Source organism: Gulosibacter massiliensis (genome assembly GCF_900626105.1).
GTDB classification, from domain to species: domain Bacteria; phylum Actinomycetota; class Actinomycetes; order Actinomycetales; family Microbacteriaceae; genus Gulosibacter; species Gulosibacter sediminis.
This window is the reverse complement of record NZ_UYZX01000002.1, coordinates 239,405-263,249: the sequence shown is the minus strand read 5'-3', so window position 1 is coordinate 263,249 and position 23,845 is coordinate 239,405. Positions and strand designations below refer to the sequence as shown.

At 67.5% G+C, this 23,845-nt stretch carries 18 protein-coding genes, 1 tRNA gene and 1 pseudogene; 6 read left to right on the top strand and 14 right to left on the bottom strand.

Features of this window, described 5'->3' with window-relative positions; translation table 11 throughout:
• Positions 1–33: 33 nt before the first annotated feature.
• Positions 34–123, bottom strand: a tRNA-Ser gene (locus EJL01_RS11035).
• Between the two features lie 437 nt (positions 124–560).
• Here EJL01_RS11035 and EJL01_RS13370 point away from each other — a divergent pair.
• Both EJL01_RS13370 and radA read left to right on the top strand, forming a co-directional pair.
• The gene (locus EJL01_RS13370; protein WP_125108039.1) at positions 561–2,288 is read left to right on the top strand and encodes a hypothetical protein; all 1,728 of its coding nucleotides are present in this window, start codon (positions 561–563) and stop codon (positions 2,286–2,288) included.
• 204 nt (positions 2,289–2,492) lie between these two features.
• Positions 2,493–3,962 (top strand): DNA repair protein RadA, encoded by a 1,470-nt coding sequence (gene radA, locus EJL01_RS11025; RefSeq protein ID WP_125107690.1) that lies wholly within the window; start codon positions 2,493–2,495, stop codon positions 3,960–3,962.
• Between the two features lie 9 nt (positions 3,963–3,971).
• Here radA and EJL01_RS11020 read toward each other — a convergent pair whose 3' ends face one another.
• The 5 genes from EJL01_RS11020 to EJL01_RS11000 form a co-directional block, all read right to left on the bottom strand.
• The gene (locus EJL01_RS11020; RefSeq protein WP_125107689.1) at positions 3,972–4,649 is read right to left on the bottom strand and encodes a hypothetical protein; all 678 of its coding nucleotides are present in this window, start codon (positions 4,647–4,649) and stop codon (positions 3,972–3,974) included.
• A gap of 165 nt (positions 4,650–4,814) precedes the next feature.
• Complete coding sequence (locus EJL01_RS11015) at positions 4,815–7,481, bottom strand: 5'-nucleotidase C-terminal domain-containing protein (RefSeq protein WP_125107688.1); 2,667 nt, start codon at positions 7,479–7,481, stop codon at positions 4,815–4,817.
• 196 nt (positions 7,482–7,677) lie between these two features.
• The gene (locus EJL01_RS11010; protein ID WP_125107687.1) at positions 7,678–8,631 is read right to left on the bottom strand and encodes an aldo/keto reductase; all 954 of its coding nucleotides are present in this window, start codon (positions 8,629–8,631) and stop codon (positions 7,678–7,680) included.
• A gap of 140 nt (positions 8,632–8,771) precedes the next feature.
• Positions 8,772–12,014: an ExeM/NucH family extracellular endonuclease gene (locus EJL01_RS11005; protein ID WP_164509807.1), complete on the bottom strand. Its 3,243-nt coding sequence runs from the start codon at positions 12,012–12,014 to the stop codon at positions 8,772–8,774.
• Positions 12,015–12,247: 233 nt separating this feature from the next.
• Positions 12,248–12,757 (bottom strand): amino-acid N-acetyltransferase, encoded by a 510-nt coding sequence (locus EJL01_RS11000; protein WP_125107685.1) that lies wholly within the window; start codon positions 12,755–12,757, stop codon positions 12,248–12,250.
• A 55-nt stretch (positions 12,758–12,812) separates the two neighbouring features.
• Here EJL01_RS11000 and EJL01_RS10995 point away from each other — a divergent pair, with 55 nt between their 5' ends.
• Positions 12,813–13,766, top strand: coding sequence for a Ppx/GppA phosphatase family protein (locus EJL01_RS10995; RefSeq protein WP_125107684.1), 954 nt, complete (start codon positions 12,813–12,815; stop codon positions 13,764–13,766).
• Positions 13,767–14,012: 246 nt separating this feature from the next.
• Here EJL01_RS10995 and EJL01_RS10990 read toward each other — a convergent pair whose 3' ends face one another.
• From EJL01_RS10990 to EJL01_RS10980, 4 genes are all read right to left on the bottom strand, one after another.
• Positions 14,013–14,927, bottom strand: a complete 915-nt coding sequence (locus EJL01_RS10990; RefSeq protein WP_250645395.1) for an MFS transporter — start codon at positions 14,925–14,927, stop codon at positions 14,013–14,015.
• Positions 14,818–15,318, bottom strand: coding sequence for an MFS transporter (locus EJL01_RS13335; RefSeq protein ID WP_250645394.1), 501 nt, complete (start codon positions 15,316–15,318; stop codon positions 14,818–14,820). The genes EJL01_RS10990 and EJL01_RS13335 overlap by 110 nt, the downstream gene beginning before the upstream one ends.
• 254 nt (positions 15,319–15,572) lie before the next feature.
• Positions 15,573–15,977, bottom strand: a complete 405-nt coding sequence (locus EJL01_RS10985) for a DUF7927 domain-containing protein (RefSeq protein ID WP_164509806.1) — start codon at positions 15,975–15,977, stop codon at positions 15,573–15,575.
• Between the two features lie 73 nt (positions 15,978–16,050).
• Entirely contained in the window at positions 16,051–16,341 is a 291-nt protein-coding gene (locus EJL01_RS10980) for an integrase core domain-containing protein (RefSeq protein ID WP_125107682.1), read from the bottom strand.
• A 52-nt stretch (positions 16,342–16,393) separates the two neighbouring features.
• On the opposite strand from EJL01_RS10980, the pseudogene EJL01_RS10975 reads away from it, so the two are divergent.
• Positions 16,394–16,891, top strand: a pseudogene (locus EJL01_RS10975) (transposase); the annotation flags it as partial.
• Positions 16,892–17,009: 118 nt separating this feature from the next.
• On the opposite strand, the gene EJL01_RS10970 reads toward EJL01_RS10975, so the two are convergent.
• The 4 genes from EJL01_RS10970 to EJL01_RS10955 form a co-directional block, all read right to left on the bottom strand.
• On the bottom strand, positions 17,010–17,654 hold the full coding sequence (locus tag EJL01_RS10970) for a DUF6226 family protein (RefSeq protein ID WP_125107681.1): 645 nt from the start codon (positions 17,652–17,654) through the stop codon (positions 17,010–17,012).
• A gap of 211 nt (positions 17,655–17,865) precedes the next feature.
• On the bottom strand, positions 17,866–20,394 hold the full coding sequence (locus EJL01_RS10965) for an ATP-dependent Clp protease ATP-binding subunit (RefSeq protein ID WP_125107680.1): 2,529 nt from the start codon (positions 20,392–20,394) through the stop codon (positions 17,866–17,868).
• Positions 20,395–20,516: 122 nt separating this feature from the next.
• Positions 20,517–21,617 carry a hypothetical protein gene (locus tag EJL01_RS10960; protein WP_125107679.1) on the bottom strand — a complete coding sequence of 367 codons (1,101 nt, stop codon included), beginning with the start codon at positions 21,615–21,617 and terminating at the stop codon, positions 20,517–20,519.
• Positions 21,618–21,801: 184 nt separating this feature from the next.
• Positions 21,802–22,074, bottom strand: a complete 273-nt coding sequence (locus EJL01_RS10955; RefSeq protein WP_235988216.1) for a hypothetical protein — start codon at positions 22,072–22,074, stop codon at positions 21,802–21,804.
• Positions 22,075–22,219: 145 nt separating this feature from the next.
• Between EJL01_RS10955 and EJL01_RS10950 the strand changes: the two genes are divergently transcribed.
• Together EJL01_RS10950 and EJL01_RS10945 are read left to right on the top strand one after the other, a co-directional pair.
• Positions 22,220–23,125, top strand: a complete 906-nt coding sequence (locus EJL01_RS10950; protein WP_125107678.1) for an SDR family oxidoreductase — start codon at positions 22,220–22,222, stop codon at positions 23,123–23,125.
• Between the two features lie 92 nt (positions 23,126–23,217).
• Complete coding sequence (locus EJL01_RS10945; RefSeq protein WP_125107677.1) at positions 23,218–23,838, top strand: FHA domain-containing protein; 621 nt, start codon at positions 23,218–23,220, stop codon at positions 23,836–23,838.
• Positions 23,839–23,845 lie beyond the last annotated feature (7 nt).

Genomic DNA, 23,845 nt, shown 5'->3' with positions numbered 1-23,845 from the left:
CGAAGAAAACCCCTGGATACCAGGGGTTTTCTTTGGCGGTGACGGTGGGATTTGAACCCACGGTGGAGTCGCCCCCACACAACATTTCGAGTGTTGCACCTTCGGCCGCTCGGACACGTCACCAGCGTCTATTTTAAGCACATTTCTCAGTGCCCGCGCAACTTATGTTTTGCCGAATTTTGGCGAGGGCCGGATGCGGGGGTCGCGGGCCGCTCTCGCAGGCAGCTGCGCGCGCCGACCGTCCCCCGCCTCCGTGTGGCGCCCCAGTGCATCCCGCCACCGCCATTCGGTGTCCCCGAAACCCCAGTTCTCGCGCGAGGAGTGGGACATCGGGGACACCCTGCGCGGGGTCACCGGCCAACCCGACGCGCGCACCCAGCCCAGCCCTCGCATCCGCCCGCCGGCGCCACACAGTGTCGCCGAGATCCCACTTTTCGCGCGGAAACTGGGACGTTGGGGACACTATGCGACTGCCCGCACCCACACCCCCGAAACCACCCGTCGGTACGATGCCTTCAGGCCACCGCACGCGCACGACCCCAAAGGATGACGACGACTCGATGACCACCGACCGCACGAACACCCCTGCTCGCCGGTCACCCCGCCTCGCCTGGATCCTCGCCGGCGCATCCCTCGTCATCGTCATCCTCGTCGCGGTCATCGTCTTCGCGCCCCGCGACGCGACCGAGACCGGCGCGACCGGCTCGGGCACCGCATCCAGCACAACCATCCCAACCCCGACGCAGAACATCGCCGAGCAGCTCATCGTGCCGGGCTACGACCCGAACCGAGGCACGTTCACGCTGCCCGACGCATCCGGCCTCACGGCCAAGCCGATCACCGCGAACTTCGCGCTCGCCGACGACGCAACCACCTGGGGCGGCACCTTCGGCCTCAGCTTCGAGGCGACCGAGCTCGCCAACCCGGCCTGGAACAGCGACAACTCGAACCTCACGACGACCCTCGCCGCGCTCGGCCACCCGGCACTGCGCTTCGGCGGCAACAAGGTCGACCGGCGGATGTGGTGGACGAGCACCGACGAACCCGCGCCCGAGTGGGCCGAGGCGACGGTGACTCCGGACGACCTCGAGCGGGTCGCGGCGGTCGTCGTGGCGGTCGATGCCGACGTCACGCTCGTCGTCGACCTCGGCCACAATGACCCCGAGCGCGCTGCCGACATGGTGAAGTACGCGACGGCCGCGTTCGGCGAGCGCCTGCTCGCAATCACGATCGGCAACGAACCAAACGGCTACTCCCCCGAGGCGCAGCCCGACCTCGCGGTGCGCGGCGACGACTGGGACACCGACGCCTACCAGGATGCGCTGGTCGAGTACTCCGACGCGATCGACGCCGAGACCCCGGGCACGAACTACGCCGGCCCGGGCGCCTACGACACGACCTGGCTGCGGGCGTACACCGAGTCGGATCTGCCGAACAAGGCCGCGGTGACGATGCACTGGTATCCGCTGTGGCGCTGCGACGCGACGAGCAACCAGTCGTCGACGACGACCATCGAGAACCTCACCTCGCCGTCGCTGCGCGAGAGCGCGCACAAGATCCTCGGCCTCGGCAAGGGGGTCGCCGACGATGCGGGGCTGCCGTTCTGGGTTGAAGAGACCGGCCCGACATCCTGCTCGGGCGGCAACGAGACCTCCCGCACGCATGCCCAGGCGCTCTGGACCAGCGACTATGTGTTCACGGCCGCCGAGATCGGCGCCGAGCGCATCGCGTTTCACTCGATGCTCGGGGCGTGCGACGGCGGCGCCCCGATGAGCCCAGTGTGCGCGAGCGGCTCGGTCGACGAGCCGGGCGAAGTGATCGAGGGTCGCTCGAACTTCCTCGCGCTCATGCTGCTGAGCTGGGTGCCCGATGGCCAGGTGCTCACGCCCACGGTGAGCGGCGACGGCAGCGTCATGGTGCACGCCGTCTACGGCAACGACGGCTCGCTCGCGTACGTCATCGTCGACATGCGCGATCCGGGTGCGACGGATGCGCTGGCTCCCGTTTCGCTGCACGCCCCCGACGGCCTGGGGGCGGATGCGCCAGCCGCGTGGACGCCCAACTCCGGCTCCCAGCTCGCGAGCGACGCGCTCGACTCGACCGAGAGCACGCTGCCCGCGATGGCCCCGGTGCAGGCCGACCTCGCCGCCGAGACCTTGACCGCGGATGCGCCCCTCACCGTCGCGAGCACGCCCGGCACCACGACGGTGCTCACGTTCGACGACGCCGGGGCGCACGACAACGGCGACGGCCCGACGGCGAGCGCTTCGGCTTCGGCGACGCCGTAAAAGCGGGATGCGCGGACGCGAGCTGCGCCTGCGTGCCGCCCCGCGCATCCGGTCACCTCGGCCACACAGTGTCGCCAACATCCCACTTTCCACACGAAAACTGGGACATCGGGGACACCCTGCACCGACCACGACGCCCAACGCACCCACGCCACCCATCCACAGGCCCCGACCGACGTCGTAGGCCGCAACTACGCTGGAGGCATGGCCACGAAGAGCAAGCAGCGCAACACCTATGAGTGCACCGAGTGTGGCTACGAATCCATCAAATGGGTCGGCCGCTGCCCCGAGTGCCAGGCGTGGGGCACGGTCGTCGAGAAGGGCGTGCCCACCGGCATCGAGGCCCGCGCGCAGGCCCTCGCGCCCCGCCACCGGGCGGTGCCGATCACCGAGGTGCCCGCATCCGAGGTCGCGCAGCACCAGCCCACGAGCATCGGCGAGTTCGACCGTGTGCTCGGCGGCGGCATCGTGCCTGGCGCGGCGATCCTGCTTTCGGGCGAACCAGGCGTCGGCAAGTCGACGCTGCTGCTCGAAACCGCATCCCGCATCGCCGCGACCGGCGCGCGCGTGCTCTACGTTTCGGGCGAAGAGTCGGTGAACCAGGTGCGGATGCGCGCCCAGCGCACGAACGCCCTCCAGCCCACGCTGCTGCTCGCGAGCGAGACCGACCTCGGCACGGTGCTCGGCCACATCGAGCAGACCGACCCGGCCCTGCTCATCCTCGACTCGGTGCAGACCATCGCGTCGGCGAACGTCGACTCGCTCGCCGGCCAGCCGAGCCAGGTGCGCGAGGTCGCGACGGCGATCATCCGCGCCGCGAAGACCCGCAACATGCCGGCGATTCTCGTTGGCCACGTCACGAAAGACGGCAACGTCGCCGGCCCGCGCCTGCTCGAGCACCTCGTCGACGTCGTCGCGCACATCGACGGCGACCGGCAGACCGCGCTGCGCTTCGTGCGCACGCTGAAGAACCGCTTCGGCCCCACGGATGAGGTGGGCTGCTTTGAGATGTCCGGCGACGGCATGGTCGAGGTGCCAGACCCGTCGGCGCTGTTCGTGAGCCAGCGCGACCAGCCCGTCGCCGGCTCGGCGATCACCGTCGCGCTCGAGGGCAAGCGCGTGCTGCCCGTCGAGGTGCAGGCGCTCGTCGTGCACTCGCAGGCGCCGAACCCGCGCCGCGTCACGAATGGCGTCGACTCGAACCGCGTCGCGATGATCCTCGCGGTGCTCGAGCGTCGCTGCGGCATCCAGCTCGCGAGTCACGACGTCTACGTCTCGACCGTCGGCGGCGTGCGCCTCACCGAGCCGGGCGCCGACCTCGCTATCGCCGTCGCCCTGAGCTCAGCGCAGCAGAATAAGCCGACGAAGCCGAACACGGTCGTCGTCGGCGAGATCAGCCTGGTCGGTGAGATTCGGCACGTGTCGTCCGAGAAGATGCGGTTCTCCGAAGCGAAGCGGCTCGGCTACGGCAATCAGTTCGGGCCCGAGCACGGCACGGTCACGAACGCCATCGGGCTTGCGCTTAGCGGTGGCCGCGGCGGCGGTGGCCCCAGCGGCGGCAGTAGCCGCGACGGCAACCCTAACGGCGGTCGCAACGGCAGCAGTAGCCGCGACAGCAATCCCAGCGGCGGTCGCAACGGCAACCGCAACGGCAACCACCTCCGCCCGGTCTAATCGCCGCCGCTACTGCAGCTCGAAGAAGACCGGCTCCGAGGCGATGCCGCCGATCGACACCGTGAGCGAGTAGTACGCGCCGCCACCCACCGCGGCGGGCCGCGAATCGGAGTCGCACGTGTCGGTCGTCGAGCGCTCGCGCACCCATTCGATCGCGGGCGACGTGACTTCCTTGGCCGGAGTCAGCTCGACGACCTGGCTCGTGCCGTCGGACTGGCAGTCCGTCGACGTCCAAATCGTGTCGTCGCCCGACTTGATCGTGTAGATCTGCGCCGACGTGCCCACGTCCATCCGGCACGGGGTGTCGCTTGTGTTCACGAGCTTCATCGACAGCTGCGGCAGCGCGTCGGCCGCGTACGTCGCCGCGTCGGTGATGGCCGTAACCGTCACGTCGCCTTCGGCACAGACGGCCGGGGTGTCGTCGGTCGGCTCCGGGGTTTCGGATGCGGTGGGCTCGGGCGACTCGGTCGGCTCGGCCTCGCTGGTGGTCGAGGTCGGTGCTGCGGTCTCAGTCGAGCTCGGCGCCGCGCCCGTTGACGTCGCGTCGCCGCCACCGCGAAGCGCCCCGAAAATCGAGACGACGCCCCAGACGAGCAGCGCGACCACGATCACCGCGAGCACAAGCGCGACGAGCCGGCGGCGCCGATATACCGCGGCGCTCGGCTTGCCACCCCGCTGCCCAGACATGTGAGAAATCGTACGCAACCCGGCGCCCACCGCCGCGATCCCACACCGCGACCCCGCGCATCCGGTCGCCTCCGCCCGCGCCCCGCCGAAACTCCACGGAAAACGCCAGCGGCGGCCAGAGCCGAAGCTCCGACCGCCGCAGCGGGTCGCCCGAAGGCGTGTTACTTACGCGTCGGTGTTCCGACGGCGCAGCAGCATCAAGGTGCCGCCGAGCGCGAGGGCGATGACGCCCGCCGCGATGCCCGCGAACATCGCGGTCTCGTTCGCACCGGTGGTCGCGAGCTGGTCGCCCGAGCCGTTGTTGTCAGCCGCCGGCACGGTCGAGGTGCCGTCGGTCGAGGTGCCGTCGGTCGCCGCACCGGTCTCGTCGCCAACCGTGAAGGTCACGGTCGCCGAGAGTTCGCCCTGCGTGGCAACGATCGTGTAGGTGCCGGCCGGCCAGGGGAGGTTGTCCTCGAGGACGGCGCCGGTGGTCTGGTCGACCGTCTGGTAGGTCAGCGAACCGCTGATGACACCGTCGGCGTCGGCCATGACATCCTCAACGCTCTGCGACTCGCCGTCGCCGAACTTGATCGAGACGCTGACCGGCTGGTTCGGCGTGAAGTTCACGCCGACGTAGTTGACGCCGTCAGCCGACTCGGCGGTGGTGTAGTGCTCCTGCTCGGTGACGAGCTGGGGCTCCTGCGACTGCGACTCCGACTGGGTCGGGGCAGGCGTCTCGGTCGCCGGGGTGGTGGGGGCCGGGGTCTCGGTCGGCTCCGGGGTCGTGGTCGGGGCCGGGGTCTCCTCCGTGGCGGTCACGGTGAGGGGCAGGTTGACGGTCGAGCCCGAGGGCTGCGCGACGACCTGGATGGTGTAGTCGCCCGCCGCGGTGTCGGCCGGAACCGTGAAGGTCACGTCGGCAGTGGTGGTCTCGCCCGCGAGGGTCGAGCCGTTCACGGTGCCTTCGCCGATGACGTTGCCGTCGAGCAGCACCTCAACGGTGGTGTTCGCGACGAGGTCGAGCGAGTGCAGGTCAACGTCGGTGACGGTGATGGTCTGCTCGGCGCCGGCCTCGATCGACGGCGCAGCGCCGTCCTCACCGAAGTAGCCGTCGATCTGGAAGCCGTTACGGGTCTGCTCGGGCTCGAGCAGGGTGTCGGGGAGGCTCTCGACGTACTGCACGAACGCGTCGAGGTCGACCGAACCGGTGTCGTAGACGCCCTCGTTGTTGTTCAGCGCGAAGAAGTTGTCGCCACCAGCCGCGAGGAACGACGGCATGACGACCTTGTAGACCTGGTCGTCAACGAGCGGCGCGCCGTCGACGTAGACCGAGGTGATGTGGGTGCCCTGCGTGGTCAGCGGGTCATCCGAGGTCGAGCCGGTGTAGCTGTAGTCGACGTTCGACGAGATGCCAAGCTGCAGGTAGGGGCGGCCGGGGACCGCGCCGTTGGCGTCGAGCTGCCACTGCTGCTCGAGCACGTTCTTGAGCTCGGCACCGGTGATCGAGACGACCGAGAGGTTGTTCACGAACGGGAGGACGGTCTGGGCGTCCTTGTAGGTGAGCACGCCGTCGCCGGCGATGTCGGCACGGAGGCCGCCCGGGTTCATGATCGAGAGGTCGGCGTCGAGCGCGTCGGTGCCGACGCCCTGCGCCCAGAGCATCATCGAGTCGGCAACAACGCTGCCGAGGGTCGACTCCTGCGCACGGTTATCTTGGACCGTCACAGCGCCGGTGGCGTCGTAGGTCTTCGCGCGGGTGATGTCTTCTTCAACCACACCGATCTGCTCGGCGCCGAGCACCTCGGCCTCGGCGACCGCGGCGTCCTGGATGCCGACGACCTCGGCGTAGGTGGCCTGCGAGTCGGCCGAGAGCGTGGTCGCATCGACGCGCGGCGTGCCGTCCGCGTTGTAGGTCGGGATGACCGACGACGACGAGCTCACGACGTTGCCGTCAGCGTCGACGTCGAGCACGATCTGGCCGACGTTCTCGGCGTACTGACCGGCCTGAACCACCTGGCGGATCTTGCCGTCAATGTTGGTCTCGTAGTTGTAGGTCTGGTGCGTGTGCGCCTCGTAGATCGCGTCAACCTCGGTCGACGTCTCGTTCGCCATCTGCGCGAAGAGCTCGTTCGAGGCGTTGTCATCGTAGGTGCCGCTCGTGGGGCCACCCTCGTGGTACGAGGCGATGATGATGTCGGCTTCGCCGTTCGACTCGTCGCCATCCGAGAGCTGAGCCGCGTACTCGTTGACCGACGCGACCGGGTCGGTGAAGGTGAGGCCCTGAATGCCGTCCGGGCTCACGCCCGAGACGGTCGACTGCGTCACGGCGCCAACGACGGCAACCGTGTGGCCGGCAACCTCGTAGGTGCTGTACGCGTCGAGCAGCGGGGTGCCATCGGCCTTGATGACGTTGGCAGCGAGCAGGGTGCCGAACGTGTCGCGAATCGCGAGCGCGTCTTCCTGGCCCTTGTCGAACTCGTGGTTACCCGCGGTGAACGAGTCAACGCCGAGGGCGACGAGCGCGTCCTTCGACGGCTGGTCGCCGGCGACCGACGACTCGAACTCCGAGGCGCCAACCTGGTCACCGTTGCCGATGATGAGGCTGTTGTCGGCGCCGAACGTGTCCTGCACCTGCAGCACGTTGGCGGCGAAGGCGTCGACCTGCGTGATGCGACCGTGGAAGTCGTTGAAGCCGATGAGGTTGATCTGGGTGGTGCCTTCGGTGGGCTGAATGACCTCACCGGTGTTTAGCGCTTCGGCGTTTGCCGGAGCAACGAATGCGGTGGCAGCCAGCGCGAGGCCGAGGGTGGCCGCGACACCGCCCTTCACCAACGGGGACTTCTTAGCCACGGGGCCTCCTAGAGCCGTGATACGAACGCAACGAGCTTTCCATGCGGAGGTAACGTTCAGGTAAAGCCCGGGAACTTTTCACGTTGTGGTCTCCCACAGGGCAGCTGCGCGGGCTCGAACCGCAGGATGCGCGCGACGGGAAATGCAGGATGCGCGACCCGTGCGCTGTGCCCGAGCCGCGCATCCGCTCGTGTAACTAGGCCTGGATGAGCGCCGACGAGACCTCCGAGAGCGACGCGAGCTCAGCATCCGTGAGTTCAAGCGTGGCGCCCGCGATGAGATCGGCGACCTGCGAAGGCTTCGACGCGCTCGCGACCGGCGCGGCGACGCCCGGCTGCTGGCGAAGCCACGCGAGGGCGGTCGACGCGATGCTCGCGCCGTGCTCGCCGGCGATGCGCTCGAGCTCGTCGATGATGCGCACGCCCTCGGCCGTCGCGTACTGCGAAGCGCCGCCGGCTCGCGGCGACTCCCCCGCCTCGACGGGCTCGCGGTACTTGCCGGTGAGGAATCCCGACGCGAGCGAGTAATACGGCAGGATGCTCAGTTCGTGGCGCTGCACCGTCTCGAGCAGCGGGCCCTCGACGTCACCGCGGTGCACGAGGCTGTACTGGGGCTGCAGCGCGACGGGCTTCGCGGCGCCGGTGCGCTCGGCGATGTCGAGCCACTGCTCGACCTGCTCGGCCGAGTAGTTCGACAGGCCGATGGTGCGGATCAGGCCGTCGCGCACGAGCGCGTCGAACCCCGCGACGGTCTCTTCGAGCGGGGTCACCTCGTCGGGCTTGTGCGCGTAGAAGAGGTCGATGGTTTCGACGCCGAGGCGCTGCAGCGACTGCTCGGCGACCGCGCGCACGTTGGCGGCGGTGAGTTGCGGGCCGCCCGGCTGCATGCCGACCTTCGTCGCGATCTGGACGCCCTGCGGCTTGCGCGCGGCGATCCACTCGCCGATGGTGCGCTCGCTCTCGCCGCCCTCGTGGCCCGGAACCCAGTGGCTGTACGAGTCGGCCGTGTCGATGAGCGTGCCGCCGGCCGCGGTAAAGGCGTCGAGCACGGCGAAGCTGGCGTCGCGGTCGGCCGTCCAGCCGAACACGTTGCCGCCGAGGACGAGGGGGAAGATTTCGAGGTCGCTGGTGCCGATGCGCGTTGTGGTCATAGTCGCATTCAACGCGCGAGGCTGCCGCGCATTCCTGCGAGCCGACCCAAAACGTAGCGCGCCGCGCATCCGTGGAAAACGCGGCGGCGGCCAGAGCCGAAGCTCTGACCGCCGCCGCGAATCACCCGCAGGCGACCGGCTTACACCTCGTTGTTGCGACGGCGCAACATCAGCACGCCGCCGAGCGCGAGCGCGAAGACGCCCGCAGCGATGCCCGCGAACATCGCGGACTCGTTCGCACCGGTCGTCGCGAGCTGGCCGCCCGCGTTGTTCGTGCCGTCGGCCGGGATGCTCGTCGCAGTCGCGGTCGCGGCGGCGGTGTCGCTCGGGTCGCTGGTCGCGGTCGCCGACGCGGTCGCGGTGCCGTCGGTCGCTGCGGCGCCCTCGCCCACCGTGAAGGTCACGGTCGCCGACAGCTCGCCCTGGGTCGCCATGATCGTGTACGAACCGGCCGGCCAGGGCAGGTTGTCCTCGATGACCGCGCCGGTCTCGGGGTCAACCGTCTGGTAGGTCAGCTGACCAGTGATCGTACCGTCGGCGTCGGCCGTTAGCGACTCAACGCTCTGCGGCTCGCCGCCGTCGATCGAGATCGCGATGTTCACCGACGCGTTCGCGGCGAAGTTCACGCCGACGTACTGCACACCCGCCGCCGACTCAGCGGCGGTGTAGTGCTCCTGCTCGGTGACGAGCTGGGGCTCCTGCGACTCGGTCTGCGAGGCGGTCGGCTCCGGGGTCTCGGTCGCGGGGGTCGTCGGCGCAGTGGTCTCGGTCGGCTCCGGCGACTCGGTCGGCTCCGGCGTCTCGACCGGGTCGGTCGGCGTCGGGGTCGGAGTCGGCTCCGGCGTCGGAGTCGGCTCTGGCGTCGGAGTCGGCTCCGGCGTCGTCGACATGCCCACGATGATCGGGTTGTGGTCGGATGCGCGGTACGGGCTCTCGTCGTAGAAGTTCGTGACGTTCGCGTTGAAGCGGCTGTACTCGAGGGCGATCGGCTCGTAGGCGTTGATCGTCCAGATGTCCGAACCGTTCATCTGCTCGGCCGCGGCAGGCGAGAGCAGGATGTGGTCGAGCGAGCCGACCGTACCGATCTTGCCGCCGGTCGCGAGCTCCGAGGTGTAGAGGTAGCTGTACTCCGAGCCGTCGGATGCGACCGGCACGTAGCCCGCGTCGGTCAGCGTCGTCACCGGCGCCTCCATCGAGTACGAGTTGAGGTCACCCGTGATGAACAGGAGGTCGGTCGACTGCTCGGCCTGCTGCGCATCCGCGAACTCGAGCAGCGCCTGGGCCTGGCGCACGCGGTCGCCGTTCCAGCCGCCGGTCGCCGACGCCGGGTTGCCGTCGTCGGTGTTCGCGTTGTCGCCCTCGCCCGAGCCACCCTTCGACTTGAAGTGGTTCGCGATGACGACGAAGGGCTCGTCCTCGTTTGCCACGGGGGCGAAGGTCGCGGCGAGCGGCGCGCGGGCGTTCACGAACGCGCTGTCGTCGAGAATCTCGGTCGAGCCATCGACGTAGCTGACCTCAGCATCCTGGTAGATGAACGCGGTGCGGATCACGTCGTCGCCATTCGCGGGCACCGTGTCGGGCGAGGCCACGTACGACCACTTGTCGCTGCCGGCGGCGGCGTTGAGCTCGTCGACGAGGTTGGCGAGGGCCGCGTCGCGGTCCTGACCGAAGTCGCTCGAGTCTTCGATCTCCTCGAGGGCGATGACGGATGCGTCGAGCGCGTTGATCGCGTTCACGATCTTCACCTGCTGGCGCTCGAAGTTCTCGGTGTCGTAGGCGCCGCGGACCGTGCAGTTGTTCGCGGTCGTCGGGTTGCCCTCGCGGTCGGTGTAGTAGGCGCAGCCGTCCTCGTCGGTGCCGAGGGTCGTGAAGTAGTTGAGCACGTTGAACGAGGCAACCGAGTAGTCCGAACCCGAGAAGTCGACCGGCGCATCCTCACGCACCTCGCTGAAGCTCACCGGCGCGTTCTCGGCGCCGACGACCTGCTGCTGCGGCTGGAAGCGCCACATGTCGAAGCCGTACGAGACGATCATCGGCTGGTCGAAGCTTGCGGTGGCGCCGACCGTGACCGGCGTCTGCAGGCTGAGGTAGGGCACCGGCGAGTTCTTCGCGGTGGCGTTGCGCTGGTAGTTCCAGCTCGCGCCGTCGTCGAGCAGCACGGCGCGGGCCGTGTTCTCGTCGACCTGCGCCTGCGCCTCGGCCGAGCCGGGGGCGCCGACCTCGGTCGCGTTGACGAGCGGCCCCTCGCCGAACGCGAGCCCAACCTCGCCGTAGCTGTTGAGTGAGTAGTTGTCGGTCACCGTGTAGGTGCCCTGCGGCGCGACGAGCATGCCCTCGTAGAGCTCGCGCTCGTCCTCGGTCGTCGGCCACGCGGCGAGCTCGAGCGGCTCAACCGTGCCGAGCGCGTCGACCGCGGTGATGCTCGGCTGCACGAGCTGCGTGAGGCCGTAGTACTCGTCCGGAGTACCCGTGACCTGCACCGAGTCGCCGATCGCGACGGTCGGCGCGCTGCTCGTGTAGACGAAGATGCCGTTCGAGGCGTCGTCGGCCTGCTCGACCGGCTGGCCCGCAGCATCCGTCGTCGGGGTCTGCAGGTAGAAGCCGTTGAGGCCGCCGGTGGTGTACGAGGCGGTCACGACGCCGCAGGTGGTGACGGCCTGGTCGGTCGGCAGCGGGGTGGATGCGCCGGCGCCCTGGATTTCCGAGATCGCGACGTCGCACTCGGCCGGCTCAGTGGGCTCGGTCGGGTCGGTGGGCTCTGTGGTTTCGTCGCTCGCGTTGAGGGCGCCCGGGGTCGGCTCGGCGGCGATGAAGTCGGCGCTGTTGTCGTCGGTGTCGACACCGTCGGGGATGCGCTGGGCCGAGGTCGAGTTGCTCAGGCCCGGTGCGGCGGCGGTCTCGTAGGCGTTGCCGCCGACCGTGCCGAATCCGACGAGGTCGACGATGGCGCCCGAGGCGTCGGTGAGGTTCATGGCCGCGCTCGAGGCGCCGAGCCCGAAGTTGCCTTCGACGTCGACGGGGACGTCAGCGGCCGAGGTGTTGCTGCCGTAGGCGCCGCCGACGACGAGCGTGGCGCCCGGCTCGATGGTCGTGCCCGCGGGGATCTCGACGACGTCGCCCTGCGGGTTACCCGAACCCGAGTAGCGGACGACCTGGTAGCCGCCGAGGTCGATGGCAGCGTCGGTGGGGTTGTAGAGCTCAACGAAGTCGCGGTTGTAGGGGGCGCCGCTGTTGCCGCCACCGCCGTAAACCTCGTTGATGACGACGGTCGAGCCGTCGGCCGCGGCGGATGCCGGGTCGGGCTGGCCGAGCGAGGCGACGGCGCCCGCTCCCAGCACGACCGCGAGCGCCGCAGCACCAAGCTGCTTGATCGAGATGCGCACGAACAGATTCCTCACAGTAGAAAGACGAAACTGATCGAGAGCGTATGGGCCCGCGGCAACGAATCGGTAACGGCCTGGGTAGCCGGATGCTGAACTACAGGTGTCGTGCAGGTGTCGGCGGGCGCGTGGCCGCGCTCCGCGGCTCGGAGGCGACGCGCGCACCACCCCGGCCCCGCGCATCCTCGCCGCCCCAGCCCTGCCCACAACCCGAGGCGGCCAAAGCCCGACGCGCCCTACGCCCGCGCCATCTCCAGCAGCATCCGAGTGTTGCCGAGCGTATTCGGCTTGACCCAGGGCAGGTCGAGGAACTCGGCCGTTCCGGCATCGGGCGAGTGAAGGATCTCCTTATAGACGTCGTGGTCAACGACGTGCTCGCCGACGGCTTCGAAACCGTGGCGCCCAAAGAACTTCGTCTCAAACGTGAGGCAGAACAGCCGCGACAGCCCGAGCACGTGCGCGCGCTCGATCAACCCCTCGAGCATCGTGTGGCCAACGCCCATGCCGCGCACCTCGGGAGTGGTGGCGATCGAGCGCACCTCCCCCAGGTCGCGCCACAGCACGTGCAGGGCGCCGCAGCCGACGATCTTGCCGTCAAGTTCAGCGACGAGGAATTCCTGCACGGCCTCGTACAGCACGACGAGGTCCTTTCGCAGCAAGAGGTTGGTGACCATCATCGGTTCCAAGACGTTGCGAATCGCGACCACGTCATCCGTGCGCGCCTGACGCACCACCAAGTTCTGCATCCGTCCATGGTAGTTCGGGCGCCGGGCCCGCGCGGCGGCGCCGTACACTGTGGGAATGCGACTGGGCGTACTCGATGTCGGTTCCAATACGGTCCACCTGTTGGTGGTCGACGCGCATCCTGGCGCACGGCCCGTGCACAAGACCTCGACCAAGTCGGTGCTGCGGCTCATGAAGTACCTCGAGCCCGATGGCTCGATCTCTGACGAGGGCGTCGAGCACATCATGCAGACGATGCACGCCGCCGCCGAACACATCGCCTCGGCGAACCTCGACGAGCTGCTGCCGATGGCGACGAGCGCGCTGCGCGACGCGACGAACGGAGCGAAGCTGCTCAAGCGCATCCGCAAGGAGTGCGGCATCGACCTGCAGGTCATGTCGGGCAAGGATGAGGCGCGCGTCACCTTCCTCGCCGTGCGCCGGTGGTTCGGTTGGAACGCCGGGCGCATCCAACTCGTCGACATCGGCGGCGGATCGCTCGAGCTCGCGATCGGTAGCGACGAGCTGCCCGAGTTCGCGATGTCGCTGCCGCTCGGCGCGGGCCGCATGACAAAGACCTATCTCACTGACGATCCGCCGACCGAGCGCGAGCTCGAGGATCTTCAGACGTACATCGACGACGTGTTGCCGGATGCGGTGAGCAAGTTCACCGAGCTGCGCCAGCCCGATCAGGTGGTTGGGTCGTCGAAGACGATTCGTTCGCTCGCGCGGCTCGCGGGGTCGCAGAGCGAGGGGATGGGCGGCAACGCCATGACGTTCCTGTACCGCTGGCAGCTTGAGGACTGGCTGCCGCGCCTCGCGAAGCTGCCGTCGGAGTCGCGGCACGCGCTGCCGGGCATCACGCAGGATCGCGCCTTCCAGATCGTCGGCGGCGGCACCGTGTTGCTCTCGGTGATGCGCGCGCTCGAGATCGAGCGTCTCGACGTGTCGCCCTGGGCCATGCGCGAGGGCGTGCTGCTCGACTACCTCGACCGGCTGCCGCACAGCGTGCGCGCCAAGCGCAAGAAGTAGGGGTGCGGGCGTGGCTCGACCTCGCCGCAAAGTGTCCCCGTTGTCCCAAAAATCGCGCGAGAAGTGGGATTTCGGGGACACTCGGTCGTGCGGCGAGGCAAGTACGAGGCCGGATGCGCTGGGTCGCCCTGAGCAGGCAGCCGCCAGTTTCCGCGGTCTAGTGTCCCCGACATCCCAGATTTCGCGCGAAAAGTGGGATTTCCGGGACACTCAACGCGGGGTGGGCGCCACACGTGCCCGTCCACATCACCGCCGCCGCGGCTTCGGGATGTACTTCGGGATATACCGCCACAACAGCCACGCCCCGAACAGCCCGAGCACGCCGAAGAAGCCCGAGGTCACGGCGATCCCGGCAAACGCGTGCAGCCCCGACACGACAAACGGCACGGTCGAGCTCGCACCGTCGGTGACGGTGCGCCATGCGGCCAAGAACGGCGCCGGATGCTCGCGGTCGGCGAGGTCGGCGGCGAGCGTCATGACGATGCCCGACCCCACGCCGTTCGCGACCCCGAGCCAGAGGGTAATCGCGACGAACCACGTAGCCGACGCATCCAGGTTGTGCGTGAACGCGAGCACCGCGAAGCCAAGGCCCATGCCGAGCAGGGCGGGCACGCCGCTGGCCGAGCGGCCGAAGCGGTCCATGATCCATCCTGACGTGAAAAACAGCGCGAAGTCGATCGCGCCCGCGATGCCGATGATCAGCGTCGTGAACGCGTCGTCAAGCCCGATCGACAGGCCCCACAGCGGCAGCAGCACCTGCCGACTCGAGCGCATCATCATCAAGATTCCGGCACCCGTGCCGAGCCGCAGCAGCACATCGCCGCGCCGTCGGAACGTCTGCGCGATCGACTCGCGCCCGCGCGACGAGCCAGAACCAGCCACGGCATCCTTCGCCACGGGAATCGCCCCGGTCGGCGCATCCCCGCCCGCGTCGTACACCTCTGCCGAATCGCGCGGCGCACGCGACACCTTCTCGACGTCGGGCAGCACCGCCACGGCAATCGCCGCGAGCGCCGAGCACACGATGAACACCCAGAAGTTCGTCTGCGCATCACCGGTCGCGGTGATCATCCACGTCGCGATGAACGGCCCGACGAACATGCCCGAGCGGAACACCCCGCCGAGCGTCGACATCGACCGCGCCCGGTACTGGAACGGCACGTACGTGCTCAAGAACGCCTGCCGCGCGAGCGCAAACGTCGCCGTCATGGAGCCCCTGCACGAGCACGCCGGCGAGCAGCATCCACGCGTTCACCGCGAACACCGAGATCAGTGCGCCGACGATCGTCGCGAACGCAGAAAACACCATCGCGCGCCGCTCGCCGAAGCGACTCACGACGGCCCCGGCGGGCAAGTTACCGACCGCCTGGCCGATGAGCAGTGAACCGGCGATGAACCCCGCGAAACCGAGATCGGCACCGAGCGATGTCGCGACCGCCGGGATCACCGGCACAATCGCGCCCTGCCCGACCGAATAGATGAACGTCGGCAGCAAGGCGATGATGAGGATGCGCCACAGGGGAGGTTGGGTGCCGTTCGTCTCTTTCGCCATGCTGCCTTTCGTCGTCGCGTACGCCTTGCACGCTACTCCCTCTTGGTCGCGGCCCGCCTTCTGCGCCCCGGCAGCCCTCGCCGGCGGAGCATCACACCCCTGAATCGCAGGTCGACGTCGGTTCATCGTCGATGAAATTCGAGACACCCAGCGCTTCATTGGCCTGTTGTCTACGTAAACGGAGAGTGGGAGAGCAACTTGGTTGCTCTCCCACCCTCTCAGCTACGCGTCGTGGTTACGCGCTATCGCGATACCTAAACGTTCCGCCGTTTGTTTGCAAACCAGATGAGGCCGGATGCGATGAGCAATCCTGCGCTCAGCAAGCCGAGCGCGATCAGGTCGTCAGCACCGCTGTGCGCAAGCTTGGGCGTGTCCGATTCTTCCTGAGCCGTGGGAATAGGCGTCGGCGTAACGGGCGCTGTCGGCGTGTTGTGCGTGGTCTCACCCGGAGGCGGCGTAATCGGCGGAACATCCTCACCCGGAGGCGTCGCTTCCGACGTCGCATGGTTCTTGAACTCCACACCCCACGCATCCGAATTGACCTTCACCTGATACGTGACCGTCACCGTCTGACCAGCAGGAACATTGCCCTCCCACGTCAACGACGAACCATCCAACACCGGCGCCGCAACATCCGCGTCACCAACCTTCGCCGACAACGACCCATCAACAATCTCCGCATGCGCAAACACATCTGAATTGGCCTGGTTTGAGTTCCGATCTGGTTTCCTGTCAGCCGGTTGGTGACAGAAGCGTCTCGGTTCCAGCGTAGTAGGCCTGTTCAACCTCGATCGGGGTGCGCATGTCGAGTTCCCCGTGGAGCCGTTCGTGGTTCCACCACCACACGTATTCGAGCGTTGCGAGTTCGACCTGCTCAACCGTCCGCCAGGGGCCTTGCTGACGGATCAGTTCGGTCTTGTAGAGGTTGTTGACCGCCTCGGCCATCGCGTTATCAAAGCTGTCGCCAACAGTTCCGGTCGACGGGACAGCGCCCAGCTCTTGGATACGGTCGGTGTAGACCATGGCCGTGTAGTTCGACCCGTGATCAGCGTGATGGATGAGCCCATCGAGCCTTCGGGTCCAGCAGGACACCACCGGGCACCGCGGACTCAAGAACGACCCGCGCTACAAGGCGACACGCACCCTGCACACCGGCGCGAGCCTGCTCACCGACAAACAGAAGATCCGCCTGGACGCGGTGTTTGCAGTCGAGGAGCACGTCGAGGTCGAAGCGACCTGGGGCATCTACCAGCGCATCGTCGCCGCTTACCGGGAGCCCGACAAGAAGAAGGGGAAGGCGATGATGCAGGCCGTGATCGATACGATCACCACCGGCGTTCCCGCGGCGCTGCTCGAGATCCACAAACTCGGCCGCATGATGAAGCAGCGCGCTGCCGACATCCTCGCGTTCTTCGACCGGCCCGGCACGTCGAACGGGCCGACCGAGGCGATCAACGGCCGCCTCGAGCACCTCCGCGGTTCCGCGCTCGGGTTCCGGAACCTGACCCACTACATTGCCCGGTCGCTGCTCGAGGCCGGAGGCTTCAGACCCGCGCTACACCCTCAATCGTGAAGAGCCACCAAACTGCTGGCGCACCTCGGCGCCCGTCGTAGGCTGCGCGCCTCGCGCAGCCTACGACGGGCACGCCAGCGAGCCGGGGCGCGTCACCGCCCCGGTCTCCCCCGCACGCTTACCCCAGCACGGGCGTGGGAATGCGTGCTCGCACCTTCGGCCAGGCCGCCCAGCCGATCGGCAGGCGAAATAGGATGCGCTTGGCCGCGTCGACGCGGTCGCTCGGCCAGTCGTCGGCGCGCGAGCGACCCGACTCCTTGCCGTCGCGAAAGCTGAAGGCGTAGCCGATCCACGGGTGGGCGGCCTTGTCGATGCCCTCCCAGTAGTGCCCGGCCGCAACCGCGAGCACTTGCCGCTCGAGCTCGTCGGCCTCGCGCATCCAGTCGGCGCCGGGCGCGTCGTGCGCCGGGAAGGGGAAGTCGTGCAGCACGCCGGCGTGCAGGCAGACGCCGCCGGCGGTGTAGACGAGGGTGAGCGGCGCGCACTTCTCGTTGTGGGGCCGGATGCGCACGGCCCGTTCGATTTCGGAGTCGGGGTGGAACAGCAGGTCGTCGGCGACGGTGAGGCCGGTGGTGACCTCGACTTCGTAGGCGGTCCGAAGGTGCGCGACGAGCGCGTCGGCGACGACGTGCAGCGGCGCACCCGGATGCGCGGATTTGCTCGGCGAGGCGGAGGCGGGACTCCGGTAGCCGGTGCCTGAGGATTGTCCGTCGAATTCGAGGAACGCCATGGTGCCGATCGGCGGACGCACGTAGCGACTCATGCCCCGATCCTCCACCCGATCAGCGCTTTCTGCAACGCGGCGTCCAGGTTTCACCCCGCGCAGCGCCGCTCGGCGGGCCGGACGCCACCCCCGCGCCGCGCATCCCGCGCAGCCCGTGCCGCCCATCCAGCCGCCCACGCGCATCCGCGCCGGAAACAGCAGCGGGCCCGGCCACCCATCGGGGTGGCCGGGCCTGTATGCCTAGCGAGTACTACTCGTCGGTGCTCGTCGTGACACCGGCTTCGGCGTTGCTGGCGGCCGTTTCACCGGCCGACACGCCAACCACCTCGCGCTCGGGGCGCTTGATGTCGAAGTCGAACTTGCCTTCGCCGAAGTCGACTTTGACGTGGTCGCCACCGCGCAGCTCGCCGCGCAGGATGAGCTCGGACAGCTGGTCTTCGACCTCCTGCTGCATCGCGCGACGCAGCGGGCGGGCGCCGAGCGCCGGGTCGTAGCCCACCTTGATGAGCTGCTCCTTGGCGGGGGCCGTGAGCTCGACGGTCATGTCCTGATCGAGCATGCGGTCGGCCAGACGCTTCGTGAACAGGTCGACGATCTCGAGGAGTTCCTTCGGCGAGAGCTGCGGGAACACGATCGTGTCGTCGACGCGGTTGAGGAACTCGGGCTTGAAGTGCTTCTTGAGCTCCTCGTTGACCTTGCCCTTCATGCGCTCGTACGACGTGGTCGTGTCGCCCTCGATCTGGAAGCCGACGGGCCCACCCGTGATGTCCTTCGTACCGAGGTTCGTGGTCATGATGATTACGGTGTTCTTGAAGTCGACCACGCGGCCCTGGCCGTCGGTGAGACGACCCTCTTCAAGAATCTGCAGCAGCGAGTTGAAGATGTCGGGGTGCGCCTTCTCGATCTCGTCGAACAGCACCACCGAGAACGGCTTGCGGCGCACCTTTTCGGTGAGCTGGCCGCCCTCTTCGAAGCCGACGAATCCGGGAGGGGCACCGAACAGTCGCGAGACCGTGTGCTTCTCGCCGAACTCGGACATGTCGAGGGTGATCAGCGCCGACTCGTCGTCGAACAGGAACTCGGCGAGCGCCTTCGCGAGCTCGGTCTTACCAACACCGGTCGGGCCGGCGAAGATGAACGAGCCCGAGGGGCGGTTCGGGTCCTTGAGGCCGGCGCGGGTGCGGCGGATCGTGCGCGAGAGCGCCTTGACCGCGTCTTCCTGACCGATGACGCGCTGGTGCAGCGCCTCTTCCATGAACACGAGGCGAGCGGTCTCTTCCTCGGTGAGCTTGTAGACCGGAATGCCGGTGGCCTGTGCGAGTACCTCGGCGATCAGGCCCGCGTCAACGGTGCCGGTCGCCTTGACCTCGCCAGCCTTCCACTGCTTCTCGAGGCGCAGGCGCTCGCCGAGCAGCTGCTTCTCGTCGTCGCGCAGCGAGGCGGCCTTCTCGAAGTCCTGAACATCGATCGCCTCCTCCTTGTCGGCGCGCACCTTGGCGATCTTCTCGTCAAGTTCGCGCAGCTCGGGCGGCGACGACAGCACCGACAGGCGCAGGCGTGCGCCCGCTTCGTCGATGAGGTCGATGGCCTTGTCGGGCAGCTGACGGTCGCTCACGTAGCGGTCGGAGAGCTGCACCGCAGCGACGATCGCTTCGTCAGTGATGGTGACCTTGTGGAACGCCTCGTACTTGTCGCGGAGCCCCTTGAGAATGTTGATCGTGTGCTGCGCCGACGGCTCGTCGACGATCACCGACTGGAAGCGGCGCTCCAGCGCGGCGTCCTTCTCAAAGTGCTTCTTGTACTCGTCGAGCGTCGTCGCACCAATGGTCTGCATCTCACCGCGCGCGAGCATCGGCTTGAGGATGTTCGCGGCGTCGATCGCGCCCTCGGCCGAGCCAGCACCCACGAGGGTGTGGATCTCGTCGATGAACACGATGATGTCGCCGCGGTTTTTGATCTCCTTGGTGACCTTCTTGAGGCGTTCCTCAAAGTCACCGCGGTAGCGCGAGCCGGCGATGAGCGAGCCGAGGTCAAGCGCGTACACCTGCTTGTCCTTCAGCGTCTCGGGCACCTCGTTGTTCACGATGGCCTGCGCGAGGCCCTCGACCACGGCGGTCTTACCGACGCCGGGTTCACCGATCAGCACGGGGTTGTTCTTCGTGCGGCGCGACAGAATCTGCATCACGCGCTCGATTTCCTTCTCGCGGCCGATGACCGGGTCGAGCTTGCTGTCGCGGGCCATCTGCGTGAGGTTCTCGCCAAACTGGTCGAGCACCGCAGAACCCTGCGGGTTGTTCGACGACCTGGCGCCCTCGGGGCCGGCCGCGACCGGCTCCTTGCCCTGGTAGCCGGCGAGCAGCTGAATGACCTGCTGGCGCACCGAGTTGAGGTCGGCGCCAAGCTTCACGAGCACCTGCGCCGCAACACCCTCACCCTCGCGGATGAGGCCAAGCAGGATGTGCTCGGTGCCGATGTAGTTGTGGCCAAGCTGCAGCGCTTCGCGCAGCGAGAGCTCGAGCACCTTCTTTGCCCGCGGGGTAAAGGGAATGTGGCTGCCGGGCTTCTGCTGCCCCTTGCCAATGATGTCCTGTACCTGGTCTCGAACGGCCTCGAGTGAAATACCGAGTGACTCCAGGGCCTTGGCTGCGACCCCGTCGCCCTCGTGGATCAGCCCAAGCAGTAGGTGCTCGGTGCCGATGTAGTTGTGGTTGAGCAGCTTCGCCTCTTCCTGGGCGAGCACGATCACGCGCCGAGCGCGGTCGGTAAAGCGTTCAAACATCAGGCGTCTCCTTCGGGCTGGTTGCTGTGCCAATTCGGGTACAGCCGTGCCAGTTGCTACGAGACTAAACGGGGGTTCCTGACTTTCGCGCCCCTGTTCGCCGTCGGCGTGCACTCACTCAGCTACGGGCTAGGTACGACCTCGGGCGAGCATTTGGCGCTCGAATTCTTCATCGCGTGCTGCCAGATTTCGCCGAGTGCGGCCGACGATTCGGGCCACGTCGAGTCGCCAGTGAACGCGCAGTCCGACACCGTGAAGTCGAGCTTGAAGTTGCCGCCGTCGCTGAGCGGGTTGCCGAGCACCTCTACCTGATAGTTGACGTGGTCGGCAAGGTCTTGCATGAGCGGCCCAAGCTGCTCCCAGATCGCGCTCTGCTGGAACGCCGCATCCGCCTCCTCGGCCGAGAGGTCATCGGTCTCGCTGTCGAACGAGACGACCTCGATTTGCAGCGGCACGTCGTTGTCGGGGTAGAACGACACCTCGGCGCTCGCGAGGTCGTCGACCGGCATGAACGTCGACGCGACCGTCGAGAGGTAGCCGTACTCGGCGACGCTCGGGAACTTCGCGTCGTGAAACTCGCCCTTGAAGTGCGCGCTCGGCACGACCAAATCCCACTGCCCCGAGTCGGCGCCGGGGTCGGTCACGGCGCGCAGTTGCGCGACAATCGAGTCGGCGGTGTCGGCGTCCGCGTCGTCTGGCAGCTCGATCGCGACGTAGCGCGGGTCGGGCGTCGGAGCCGTGGTCGAGTCACTCTGCAGGTTCGTGATGCGTTCGGTGTAGCCGCGCATCTCGACCGACTCGATACCGTCCAGCTGCAGGTGCATCCAATAGCTCAGCTGCGCGGTGAGCGCATCGCCTTCGAGGTTGTCGAAGTACTCGAAGCTCGATTCGCCGCGCTTCAGCATCGGCTGGGCTGCGGTGAGGCCAGCATCTGACGTAATGGTCGTGAAGTTCGCGGCCTCGGCGCCGACCGTCGACAGCTCGTCGTCCGTGATGTCGTCGGTGAGCGTCACATCGAGACCGTAGATGTCGGTCTGCTGGCCCGTGATGCCGAGCGTGGCCGATTCAACGCCGGGCAGCTCGCGCAGCTCATTAACGTAGGTGCCGAGCGGGTTGTTGTTCTGCAGCGTGCCGGGTTGCTCCGCGGCGGCGCAGCCCGTGAGGTTCGTCAGCGTGAGGGCCGACCCGAGTGCTGCGGCGAGACCGATGAGGAACCTGCGCATGCGCATCCCTCCTCCGGCAGCCAGTCACGTGAAATCTCGCGAACACGGTGACGTCCGCGAGACCTCAGCAGCGTACGACCGCCACCAGAGTGTCTCCTGGTGTTTCGCCGAACGTCCCCTCACCGTGGCTGCCGTCGCGTGCTCTCGCGCGGCGGGATGCGCGGCTCGAGCCGCGCGGGGATGCCTAGCTTTCGGCGCGGCGGGCTCGCTCGGCCTCGAAGCGTTCGCGTTCCTCGACCTCGATGCTCTTGCGCTCTTGGCGCACCTTGCGGTCGGCGTTGAGGGCTGCGTAGATGATGAGCCCGAACATGGCGCCAATGACGATCGTCGGAATCACCGACCAAATCGCGTTCCACCACCAAGCTGCATCCATGATGCACCAATGATACCGCTCTTCAACGCCGCCGCACACGACGCGGATGCGGCGGCGGACTTCGACCGAGGCGGCGAGGTGCACGCGTCTCGCAGCTGACGCTGATGCATCCAGACACTTGTGCGCAGGCTGCGAATCCGCGGAGCATTTGAGCCGCATTCCGAGGTGCGGTTGATCGGGTGACAAGTGCGAGCGCACTCCGGCGCCGTCTAGATGAGAGGGGTACCCCTTGGCTGCGAAACAGACCGACCAGCTCACATTCCAGGACCCAGTAACTCGCTATGAGTCAATCAGCCCGCCGGTGCAAGATCAGCCGGAGCCGGGGCTCGACCAAGACCTCATGCCACAAGCCGACCGCGGCGAACACTCCTACCGCGGAACGGGTCGCCTCACCGGCCGCAAGGCACTCATCACCGGAGCAGACTCGGGAATCGGCGCCGCCGTGGCGATTGCGTTCGCGCGCGAGGGTGCCGACGTCGCTCTCTCATACCTCCCAGAAGAGGAGGTCGATGCGCTCGAAATCAAGGAATTGATCGAGGCGAGTGGCCGCCGCGGAGTCTTGATTCCTGGCGACCTCACCGACCGAGAGTTCTGCACCACCGTGGTCGAGCGGGCAAGGGCCGAGCTTGGGGGGCTCGATATTCTCGTCAACAACGCCGGTCGGCAGATCGCTGTCGAAGAGATCGGCGACCTCACCGACGAGCAGTGGACCACCACATTCGAGACGAACATCCACGCGATCTACCGCGTGTGCAAGGCAGCGGTCCCTTACCTGCAACCGGGCTCAACGATCATCAATACGACCTCGATCCAGGCGTACAAGCCGTCGCCGACGCTGCTCGACTATGCGGCGACGAAGGCGGCGATCAACAACTTTTCAAAGGGCCTTTCGCAGCAACTCGCGCCGAAGGGGATCCGTGTCAATGCCGTCGCGCCAGGACCGGTGTGGACAGTGCTCCAAGTTTCCGACGGCCAGCCGAAAGAAAAACTCCCGGAGTTCGGTAAGAACACCCCCCTCGGGCGAGCCGGCCAACCCACCGAGGTTGCCCCGGCATTCGTCTTCCTCGCGTCGCCCGAGTCCAGCTTCGTCATCGGCGAGACGTTGAACGTAAATGGCGGCCAGCCCTCGCCTTAACCATGCGATGCGTAAGGCCAAGCGCCCCTTCCCTATTCAGATACTGGACCCAGTCAACCTGACTCCCACGAGATTGATCCGAGGTGGTTTCGATGCAGAACTCTGACCGACACGTGAACCGCGAGCGACACCCCGATTTTGCGGATAACCAATTCACGCATCCACCGCATCCGGCACCGCCTGAAGATGCTGAAGGCGGCAACGGCACCCACAGCTCATACGGCGCGGGGCACCCGCACCTCGTCATGACGGGCGTTGAGGGTGGCGGGGCCGAGTTCCCCCTCACCGGTGAAGTGACGACGATCGGTTCCGCGCCGGACAACGACATTGAGTTGCCGGGCCTGTTGCCTCACCACGCGCGAATCACGCACACCGAAACCGACGAGTACGTACTCGACTCGATCGGCGAAACGACCACTCCGTCGGCGGGTGAGGCTTCGCCCACCGATGACGCCCCGACGGGGGCGCGCTTGCGTCACGGCTCGGGTTTCAAGATCCGCGAGCTCGGGTTCGTGTTCCAGCGCGCGGAGTACGCCGACCACGGCCGCCCGTTCGGCGGCCGAGGTGGCGGCGAGGGAGAGAAACAGCCACAGCAGGCCCCGCCGCCCGACTATCGTCCGGCGCACGAAGCCGCGAGAGCCGCCGAGCGGTCGACCCACGATGGGGCACCACCTGTCGTTGACGAGGAGCCTTCGCCGCGCGAGCCACACTAGGCGCACG

Bases quoted from the DNA above. Each gene is read 5' to 3' on its own strand.
- EJL01_RS13370 (WP_125108039.1), top strand. From the start codon at position 561: ATGACCACCGACCGCACGAACACCCCTGCTCGCCGGTCACCCCGCCTC.
- radA (WP_125107690.1), top strand. From the start codon at position 2,493: ATGGCCACGAAGAGCAAGCAGCGCAACACCTATGAGTGCACCGAGTGT.
- EJL01_RS11020 (WP_125107689.1), bottom strand. From the start codon at position 4,649: ATGTCTGGGCAGCGGGGTGGCAAGCCGAGCGCCGCGGTATATCGGCGC.
- EJL01_RS11010 (WP_125107687.1), bottom strand. From the start codon at position 8,631: ATGACCACAACGCGCATCGGCACCAGCGACCTCGAAATCTTCCCCCTC.
- EJL01_RS11000 (WP_125107685.1), bottom strand. From the start codon at position 12,757: ATGCAGAACTTGGTGGTGCGTCAGGCGCGCACGGATGACGTGGTCGCG.
- EJL01_RS10995 (WP_125107684.1), top strand. From the start codon at position 12,813: ATGCGACTGGGCGTACTCGATGTCGGTTCCAATACGGTCCACCTGTTG.
- EJL01_RS13335 (WP_250645394.1), bottom strand. From the start codon at position 15,318: ATGGCGAAAGAGACGAACGGCACCCAACCTCCCCTGTGGCGCATCCTC.
- EJL01_RS10980 (WP_125107682.1), bottom strand. From the start codon at position 16,341: ATGGTCTACACCGACCGTATCCAAGAGCTGGGCGCTGTCCCGTCGACC.
- EJL01_RS10970 (WP_125107681.1), bottom strand. From the start codon at position 17,654: ATGAGTCGCTACGTGCGTCCGCCGATCGGCACCATGGCGTTCCTCGAA.
- EJL01_RS10965 (WP_125107680.1), bottom strand. From the start codon at position 20,394: ATGTTTGAACGCTTTACCGACCGCGCTCGGCGCGTGATCGTGCTCGCC.
- EJL01_RS10960 (WP_125107679.1), bottom strand. From the start codon at position 21,617: ATGCGCAGGTTCCTCATCGGTCTCGCCGCAGCACTCGGGTCGGCCCTC.
- EJL01_RS10945 (WP_125107677.1), top strand. From the start codon at position 23,218: ATGCAGAACTCTGACCGACACGTGAACCGCGAGCGACACCCCGATTTT.